At 76.1% G+C, this 8297-nt stretch carries 6 protein-coding genes and 1 pseudogene; 1 reads left to right on the forward strand and 6 read right to left on the reverse strand.

Translation table 11 applies throughout. The features are described from left to right. Positions 1-141: 141 nt before the first annotated feature. From fxsA to IE330_RS36700, 4 genes and pseudogenes are all read right to left on the reverse strand, one after another. A pseudogene (gene fxsA, locus IE330_RS36685) lies at positions 142-767 on the reverse strand (FxsA family membrane protein). Between the two features lie 411 nt (positions 768-1178). Next, complete coding sequence (locus tag IE330_RS36690; RefSeq protein ID WP_190140519.1) at positions 1179-1970, reverse strand: polyprenol monophosphomannose synthase; 792 nt, start codon at positions 1968-1970, stop codon at positions 1179-1181. Between the two features lie 538 nt (positions 1971-2508). After that, a complete protein-coding gene (locus tag IE330_RS36695; RefSeq protein ID WP_190140520.1) occupies positions 2509-4149 on the reverse strand; it encodes an amidohydrolase in 1641 nt (546 codons plus the stop codon). 119 nt (positions 4150-4268) lie between these two features. Then, positions 4269-4709 (reverse strand): Lrp/AsnC family transcriptional regulator, encoded by a 441-nt coding sequence (locus tag IE330_RS36700; RefSeq protein WP_190140521.1) that lies wholly within the window; start codon positions 4707-4709, stop codon positions 4269-4271. 410 nt (positions 4710-5119) lie between these two features. Here IE330_RS36700 and IE330_RS36705 point away from each other — a divergent pair, with 410 nt between their 5' ends. Then, positions 5120-5563 (forward strand): hypothetical protein, encoded by a 444-nt coding sequence (locus IE330_RS36705; RefSeq protein ID WP_190140522.1) that lies wholly within the window; start codon positions 5120-5122, stop codon positions 5561-5563. A gap of 48 nt (positions 5564-5611) precedes the next feature. On the opposite strand, the gene IE330_RS36710 is transcribed toward IE330_RS36705, so the two are convergent. Continuing rightward, positions 5612-6703: a phosphotransferase family protein gene (locus IE330_RS36710; RefSeq protein ID WP_190140523.1), complete on the reverse strand. Its 1092-nt coding sequence runs from the start codon at positions 6701-6703 to the stop codon at positions 5612-5614. 114 nt (positions 6704-6817) lie between these two features. Continuing rightward, positions 6818-7945, reverse strand: a complete 1128-nt coding sequence (locus tag IE330_RS36715) for an Rv3169 family protein (RefSeq protein ID WP_190140524.1) — start codon at positions 7943-7945, stop codon at positions 6818-6820. Positions 7946-8297 lie beyond the last annotated feature (352 nt).

Here is an 8297-nt window from a genome sequence, read left to right on the forward strand (position 1 = left end):
GGGGCCGCTGCTGCACGCAGCGGCCCCGGCCCTCGTCGCGCTGTGCGGCCACCCCCCGCGCCGCGGCGGGCCCGCGGCATGCCGGGCGCGTAGGGGCCGGGGCCTCCGGGGCCTGCTGAACGCGCCCAACGGGCCGGAGGCCTACTGGGCGCGTTGTGGGCCGGAGGCCCGCTTCAGCGGGGAAGTTGCGGGTCGTCCGGGCCGTGGGCCGGGTGGCGTGTCGGCGGCTGTTCCTCGTGGATGACCTCGCCCTGGACGACCTTGCCGTCCGGGTGGCGCATACGGGCCTGCTGGAAGGCGTCGCCCAGGTTGCCCGGCGCGGCCGCCGCGGCGGCGCGGAGCTTGCGCTCGAAGGCGCGCTCGGCGCTGCGGCTGAGGACCTTCTGCAGCGGCGGCACGAGCAGCAGCAGGCCGAGGGCGTCCGAGATCAGCCCCGGCAGGATGAGCAGCAGCCCGCCGAGCATCGTGAGGGCGCTGCCGCCGCCCTGCTCCCGCTCGGGCGTCACGCCGCTCTGCTGCTGGCGCACGGCCTCGCTCAGGTTCTTGAACGCGCGGCGTCCGGCGCGCTTGATGACGAAGGAGCCGAGCACCAGCCCGCCCACGAGCAGCAGGAACACGACCAGACCGCTCGACGCGCCCGCCACCACGGTCAGCAGCCAGACCTCCAGGACCAGCCACCCGATCACAGCGAGGGGCAGGAACCGCAGCACGCGGGAGCGCCGGGGCCGGGCGGGCGTCGTAAAGGGAGGCGGTGCGCCAGTCGTCATGGTCCCAGTGTGCCTGCCCCGGGCTCAGACCGGGATAAGCGGGTGATCGTTACGGGGTTCCGGGGCACCCGGTGCGGCCCCGCTGCCGGGGCCGCACCGGGCAGCCGTGCGGACGCGGGGCGAGAACGCGGAGAGCGCGCCGCCCGAGGGCAGCCCCGGGAAGCGCGACCCCGGAGGGCGGACCCGGAAAACGCAACCCCCGAGGGCAGCCCCGGAAAACGCACCTCCGGAGGGCGGACACCGAAAGCGCAACCCTCGGAGGCGGACCCGAAAAGCGCACCCCCGGAGCGCAGCCCCGGAAAGCGCACCCCCGGAGCGCAGCCCCGGAAAACGCACCCCCGGAGCGCAGCCCCGGAAAACGCGACCCCGAGGGGGCGGACCCCGAAAGCGTGGCCCGGAGGGCCTGCGGTGTCAGGGTTGTTTGCGGCCGATGGCCTTGCCGACGCGCTCTCCCACGCCCCATGCGGTGACCCGCCACAGCGCCTCCGCGACGATGTCGCGGCTCATCTTGCTGTCGCCGTGCTCGCGCTCCACGAAGGTGATGGGCACCTCCACGACGTGGTAGCCGGCCTTGACGGCCCGCCGGGCCAGGTCGACCTGGAAGCAGTAGCCCTGGGAGGCCACGTCGCCGAGGCCGAGGCCTTCGAGGGTCTCGCGGCGGAAGGCGCGGTAGCCGCCGGTGACGTCGCGGATCGGCACGTCGAGCAGCAGCCGGGAGTACGTGCTGCCGCCGCGGGAGAGGAACTCGCGGGACTTGGGCCAGTTGACGACCCGGCCGCCCGGCACCCAGCGCGAGCCGAGCACGAGGTCGGCGCCCTTGAGGGCGGTGAGCAGCCGCGGCAGTTCCTCGGGCTGGTGCGAGCCGTCGGCGTCCATCTCGACGAGGACGCCGTAGCCGTGTTCGAGGCCCCAGGAGAAGCCCGCGAGGTAGGCGGCGCCGAGGCCTTCCTTGCCCTTGCGGTGCAGCACGTGGACCTGGTCGTCCGCGGCCGCCAGCTCGTCGGCGATCTTGCCGGTGCCGTCGGGGCTGTTGTCGTCGGCGACGAGGACGTGCGCCTCCGGCACGGCGGTGCGCACCCGGCCCACGATCCCCTGGATGTTCTCCGCCTCGTTGTAGGTCGGGATGATCACCAAGGCCTGGCCGAGGGGGCCGAACTGCCGCCCCGCTTCCGCTGCTTCGCCGATCCCGCCGCCGTTGCTCACTACTGCCCCTTCGTTCGTACGCAGGGGACCACCATAGTGTCCCCCGCCTGGGGCTCTCGCGACCCCACGGGCACCGGGGCGGCCGGCGCGCGCGGGCGGTCCTGCGGGTCGGGGCCCGGTGCCCTTCGGTCCGGCCCGGGGCCCGCTGGCTGCGGGTCGACCGAGAGCCGTTGTCTACTGAGCGTCCGGGCCCCACCCGGGTCGCACCTCCCCCGAGCTCCCGAGGAGCGGGAGGGACGCCCGGGCCCCGGCGATCGCGTTCCCGCGCCCGGGCGTCGCGGGCGCTGGACCTGGCTCCCTGTGGTGGTGCGCCGGTGCGGCGCGCCACCCGTGACCCAGCGGCGTTCGACGACTGCGTGCAGGTTCACCGGTCGGACGTCCTGTGGTGGACCCGGCCGAACCTACCCGCCGACGGCCGCCGTCTGTCAATAGCCGCCTGACCTGGGCGCTTACCGTAGATCAGCAGGTCAGTGGGGAGCGGCGCCGGGCGCGCGACGCGCCGCGTGGCCCCGTTCGGAGCCGCGCGGCCGCACCGGCGTCACTCGCCCGGCCGTACGTACACGGTCTCCCCGGCCACCACCGTGCGCAGGCAGACGGGCAGGTCGGCGCCGGGCGTGAGGTCGGGCAGGCCCGGGGTGCCGGAGCGCGGGTCGGTCGACCAGCGGGCGACGCGGTCGTCGGGGGCCTGTACGACGAGCTCGCCGGTGCGCCACACGGCGTAGTCGGCGGGCGCGCCGGGCACCAGGACGCCGGCGTCGTCGCGGCCGGTGGCCCGCCAGCCGCCGCGCGTGTGGGCGGTGAACGCGGCGCGCACGGACACCCGGTGCTCCGGGGTGTGGTGGAAGGCGGCGGCGCGGACGGTCCCCCAGGGGTCGAAGGGGGTGACGGGGCTGTCGGAGCCGAAGGCCAGCGGGACACCGGCGCGCAGCAGGGCCGCGTACGGGTTGAGGGTGCGGGCGCGCTCGGCGCCGAGGCGGCGGGCGTACATGCCGTCGCCGCCCCACAGCGCATCGAAGGCGGGCTGCACCGAGGCGGTGAGGCCGAGGTCGGCGAAGGCGGCGATGGTCTCCGGGGTGAGCATCTCGGCGTGCTCGACGCGGTGCCGGGCGGCGCGGACACGGGCGACGCCGAGCTTGTCGGCGGCGGCGCGCACACCGTCCACGACGGCGGACACGGCGGCGTCCCCGATGGCGTGGAAGCCGGCCTGGAGGCCCGCCCCGGCACAGGCGACGACGTGGCCGGCCACGTCCGCGGCGCTCAGGTAGGCGTTGCCGGTCCCGTCGGCGTCGGCGTACGGCGCGTGCAGGCAGGCCGTGTGGGAGCCGAGGGCGCCGTCCACGAACAGGTCGCCCGCGGCGCCCGCCGCGCCGAGCTCCCGCGCGCGGGCGACGCCCTCGGCGCCGAGCTCGCCCCAGTAGCCGACGACGCGCGGTCCGGGCTCCTCGGCCGCCAGGCGCAGCAGGGCGGTGAAGTCGTCCTCGCCGGAGATGGTGGGGCCCGCGCACTCGTGGACGGAGCCGATGCCGAGCGACGCGGCGTGCCGCAGCGCGGCGCGCTGGGCCTCGGCGCGCCGCTCGGGCGTGACGGCGGCGTGTGCGGCCTCGCGCACCCGGTGGTGGGCGGCGGCGGTCAGGGGCGCGTCGGGGTGGAAGCCGGGCTCGCCGGTGACGCCGGGCACCAGGTCGAGGAGCGCGGTGGTGACGACGGCGGAGTGCACGTCGATCCGCGAGAGGTACAGGGGACGGCCGCCTGCGGCCTCGTCGAGCTCCGCGCGCGTGGGCGGTCGGCCGCCGGGCCAGCGGGCGGCGTCCCAGCCGTGCCCGAGCAGGACGCGGTCGCCCGGCCGTCCTGCGGCGTACGCGCGGACGAGGGCGAGGGCCTCGGCCAGGTCCCCGGCCCCGGACAGGTCCAGGCCGGTGAGCGTGAGTCCGGTGCCCGTGGTGTGCACGTGGGCGTCGGTGAACGCGGGGGTGACCAGGGCGCCGTCGAGGTGGACGACCTCGTCGACACCGTCCGCGAAGGCGTCGGCGGCGCCTTCGGAGCCGACCCAGGCGACGTGGCCGCGCTCGACGACCATCGCGGTCGCGAAGGGGTCGGCGGGGCTGTGGACTTCCCCGCCGCGCAGCAGGACGGTGCGGTGTCCGCTGTCGGGGGTGGTGCGCTCACTCGTGGACAACATGGACACCAGTGTCGCGCCCGGCCCGCGGCGGCCCGCCGCCGGGGTCCGGGCCGGACCGGACCGCCGTGCGGGCCGTCCGGGTGTGCCGACGGCAGGGACCTCGGCCCGTGGCGACGGCCTCAGATGCGGGGCGGGCGGGCCTCGTACGGCGTGGAGAGGACCACCGTCGTGTGGGTGGAGACCCCGGCCAGCGAGCGCAGCCTGGCCAGCAGGTTCTCCAGTTCGTGCGGGGTGGCGACCCGGACCTTCAGGAGGTAGTTCTCCGCGCCGGCCACGCTGTGGCAGGCCTCGATCTCCGGCACCCCGGCCAGGCGCTCGGCGATGTCGTCGGGGGCGCTGGGGTCGAACGGCCGCACCGCGATGAAGGCGGTGAGCGGCAGGCCGACGGCCTCGGGGTCGACGACCGCGGCGTACCCGCGGATCACCCCGCGCTGCTCCAGCCGCCGCACCCGCTGGTGCACGGCCGATGTGGACAGGCCCGTGGCCTTGCCCAAGTCGGTGTAGCTCATCCGCCCGTCCTTGACGAGCAGCTCCACGATCTGTCGGTCCAGCTCCTCCATGCGCCGAACCTACAGTGCCCTTGATCCCCGCCGGTACCTGAACCGCGTGCGAACGGCGGGCGGACGGTTCCCGGCACGGGGAGCCGGAGGGGTGGGCGCCGCCCGCGCGCGGGCGGCGGCGGTGGGAGCGGGGCGCCCGCGCCCCCCGCCCCCGGCCGACGCCGGCACGGTGGCGGTGAGCGTCACCCGGCGGGCGCGGGTCCGCATGGTTCCGCGCAGGTCCGCATACCTGCGCACGCCCCCGGAGCCGCCCCGCGCGCGGCGGCATCTTCACGCGGCATGTGACGAACGCCACAGATCCCGAACAGGCTCGCGGGAGCTGCCGCGATTACCCGCAGGTCGGGACGGGAAGTGCTTGCTGTGGTCGAGGCCGCAGTGCCTTGTCGGCCCACCCGAGGGGGAGATTTTCCATGCAGAACCTGAAGCGCCCCGGTCGCTCCGTCCGCCGCAAGCAGCAGACCGTCGAGCTGCTCGAGCCCGCGCCGGAGGGCGTCGAACCCGCCGTCGACGACGACGCCTCCGACGCCTACGACACCCTGGAGATGTACCGCGTGACCTGCCCGGACTGCGGGCAGCCCATCGCGCTCCTGACGGACGAGGACGTCCTGCCCGAGCACGCGCTGTGCCCCACACCGTGGAACCCCTTCGGGCTCACCGTCTGCGCCGGCACGGGCCGCGCCGCGGCCGAGGCCGAGCCCGCGGACGAGTCGCCCGAGGCGCAGGAGCAGGACACCGCCCTGCTGCTGACGCTGCCGCAGGGCCTGGACTGGCGTACGCAGCCGTTCTCGCACGTGGGCGGGCCGGGCTCGCGCCCGATGCGGGTGCCCCGGCAGGCCCGTCGCGCGGCCGCCTGACGCGCCGCGCACGACGGTGACCCGCGGCCCGGCACCGAGGCCCGGCCGTCACCAGTAGTCGCCGCGCACCATCGCCGCGAGGCTCGCGTGGTGCAGGATCAGCGTGTCGGGGTCCTCCGGGAGCGTCGCCTCCCCGAAGTGCAGCTGCCGGTGGGCCACGCGCAGCATGACGACGGCGTGCCGCAGCGCGGCGTACAGCGTGTGGAAGTCCATGTCGCGCGGCCGGTGGCCGGTCAGCTCCGCGTAGCGGTCCTCGACGCGCTCGCGGCGCAGGAACGCGGGCAGCCCGCGCTGTCCGGAGCCGGTCGCCAGGTCCTGGAAGAAGCGGTGCAGGTAGACGGTCCAGCCGAGGTCGAGTTCGCGCGGTCCGAGGCAGGCCATCTCCCAGTCGAGCACGGCGGCCGGGTCGAAGCCGTCGTAGACGATGTTGCCGATGCGGGCGTCGCCCCAGGTGAGCACCGGCTCGCCCTCCTCGGCGGGCCACAGCTCGCCGAGGCGCGTGAAAGCGCTTTCGATCAGGGGTGAGCGGGGCAGGCCGCGCACCACCCACGCGTAGTAGGCGCGCTGGGCGGCGACGTGGCGGCGCAGCGGACTGCCGTCGCCGGGCAGGGCGAGGAACCCGGCCCGCGCGACCGGCACCTGGTCGTGCAGGCGGGCGAGGACGCGGACCGTGGCGTCCTCCAGGTGCGCGCGCTCGGCGTCGCTCGCGGCGTGCAGCCAGTTGCCCTCGTACGTGTACGGCATGACGTCCGGCGGCACCCGGCCCGCGACCCGCTCCATCACCAGGAAGGGCGCGCCGAGCGGTTCCGGGTCGTCCTCCAGCCACAGCGCGCGCGGGACCGGCACGTCGCTGGCGCCGGCCACGAGCCGCAGAGTGCGGTACTGCCGCGGCATGTCGTACACCGGGAAGATCGTGTACGCGGCCGGGTCGGCGGCCAGGCGTGCCACGCAGTGGCGCGCGGGCGGTGCGGGGTGGTCGACCGTGAACAGGAGCGTCTCGCTCGACATGCCGTTGGACGCGGGCACGGTCACGTCGACGGCCCGGGCTCCGGGCAGGCGGGTGCCGAGCCAGCGGGACAGGCGGCGGGCGAGGGCGTCCGGGTCGCGGGTGGTGGTGCGGGGCCGGGGCGCGGTGGCCATGTCCGGGCTCCTCTCGGGGTGGGCCGCGACCGGTGCGTCCGGAGCGGATGCCTCCGGGGCGGGTGCGTCCGGGGCGGGTGCGTCCGGGGCGGGTGCGTCCGGGGCGGGTGCCGCTCAGGGCGCCACGGAGTCGAAGCCGGTGAAGCCGCTCGGGTCGTGGCGGCCGAACGTGCCGTGCTCGAAGATCCCGTGGCCGGTCCTGCCGCCGAGGGTGCAGCGGGCCGCGTGGTCGACGACGCCGTACGCGGCCAAGGGATGGGCGGCCGGGTGCGTGAGGTCGTAGGTGCGCCGGTCGCACCAGGAGCGGCCGCGCCAGGTGCCGTGCTGCCAGTCGTCGGCGGGCGGGTAGCCCGCGCCGACGGCCAGCGGCAGGGAGGTCAGGACTTCGATGCCGAGTTCCAGCGGCTCGCGGGTGCGCGGGTCGGCGAGGTGGACGACGGCCGACTCGGGGTGCCGGGTGCCGGAGCGGTAGGTGATGTCGGCCTGGGGCCAGCCGAGTTGGCGGTCGGGCCGGCCGGGGCGGACGAGGGTCGCGTCGTTCAGGCTGCGGTAGCCGTCGGCGTCCTCCTGGGTGACGACCATCAGGAAGCGGTCGGCGAAGCGGACCGGGCACCAGATCCAGTGGAACCCCTCCGTGGGGAACTCCTCAGCGAGGCGGCCGCCTTCCTCGCCCGGCACGGGCCGCACCCCCCAGCTCCGGTCCCGGGTCGCCGTCCACCGCCCCGCGCGCACCGGGATCTCCCCGCCGCCGGCGCGGATCGTGCCCTCGCAGTGGCCCGCCTGCACGAACCGGCGGCCTTCGAGCGTGAGCCGGCCGCCGCGCCGCTGTACGTGGTGCGGCTCCCACAGGGCCGGGAAGTCGGCGTTCCAGACGACGTCGTACGCGAGGGAGTCCGCGTCGCCGGGGTCGGCGGCGCAGGTCAGCCGGAACCTGCGCAGGGGCTCCTCGACCTCGATGCGCAGCGGCCCCACGGCCAGGTGCGTGCGGTCGTCTCCGAGCGCGTCCGACGCCCGCACGGCGTGCAGCGTAGCGCCCGTACGCAGGGTGGCGTACGCGTCGATGACGCCTGTGTTGGGATAGACGCCGAGGCCGAGGATCAGCAGGGCGCGGCCCTCGTGGTCGAAGAGGTGGAAGATGCACCGGTCGTAGGCGTTCCGGTCGCCGGTGGCCACGTGCTTCATGGACAGCGGCACTTGGTGGACGGGGTACTCGTCGAGGGGCACGGGGCGGTCGTCCGGCACGGTGCGCCTCCCTGCGGGCCAGGCGGTCGCGGCAGCCGGGACGGCGGGCGCCCCGGCGGAGTTGACGGTACGTCAGCTTCCGTGTGCGGGGCTAGGTCCTGTACGCGGGGTTGGTTCCCGGGCGCGGGGTTGGTTCCCGGGCGCGGGGTTGGTTGCCAGGCGCGCGGGGTTGGTTCCCAGGCACGAGGCTGGTTCCCAGGCACGCGACTGGTTCCCGTACGCACGGCCATACGGGCGCGCCGCGGGGTGGGGCCATGAGGGCCGGAGCGGCCGCGGGCCGCGCGGGCACGGCGAGCACGGAAGGGGCCCCGTCGCACGCGGGCCCGCCCGCACCGCGGCCGCGGCCTGGCCA

Origin of the sequence: Streptomyces longispororuber, assembly GCF_014656095.1 — a bacterium.
Classification (GTDB): Bacteria; Actinomycetota; Actinomycetes; order Streptomycetales; family Streptomycetaceae; genus Streptomyces; species Streptomyces longispororuber.

Bases quoted from the DNA above. Each gene is read 5' to 3' on its own strand.
- IE330_RS36695 (WP_190140520.1), bottom strand. From the start codon at position 4,149: ATGTTGTCCACGAGTGAGCGCACCACCCCCGACAGCGGACACCGCACC.
- IE330_RS36700 (WP_190140521.1), bottom strand. From the start codon at position 4,709: ATGGAGGAGCTGGACCGACAGATCGTGGAGCTGCTCGTCAAGGACGGG.
- IE330_RS36705 (WP_190140522.1), top strand. From the start codon at position 5,120: ATGCAGAACCTGAAGCGCCCCGGTCGCTCCGTCCGCCGCAAGCAGCAG.
- IE330_RS36710 (WP_190140523.1), bottom strand. From the start codon at position 6,703: ATGGCCACCGCGCCCCGGCCCCGCACCACCACCCGCGACCCGGACGCC.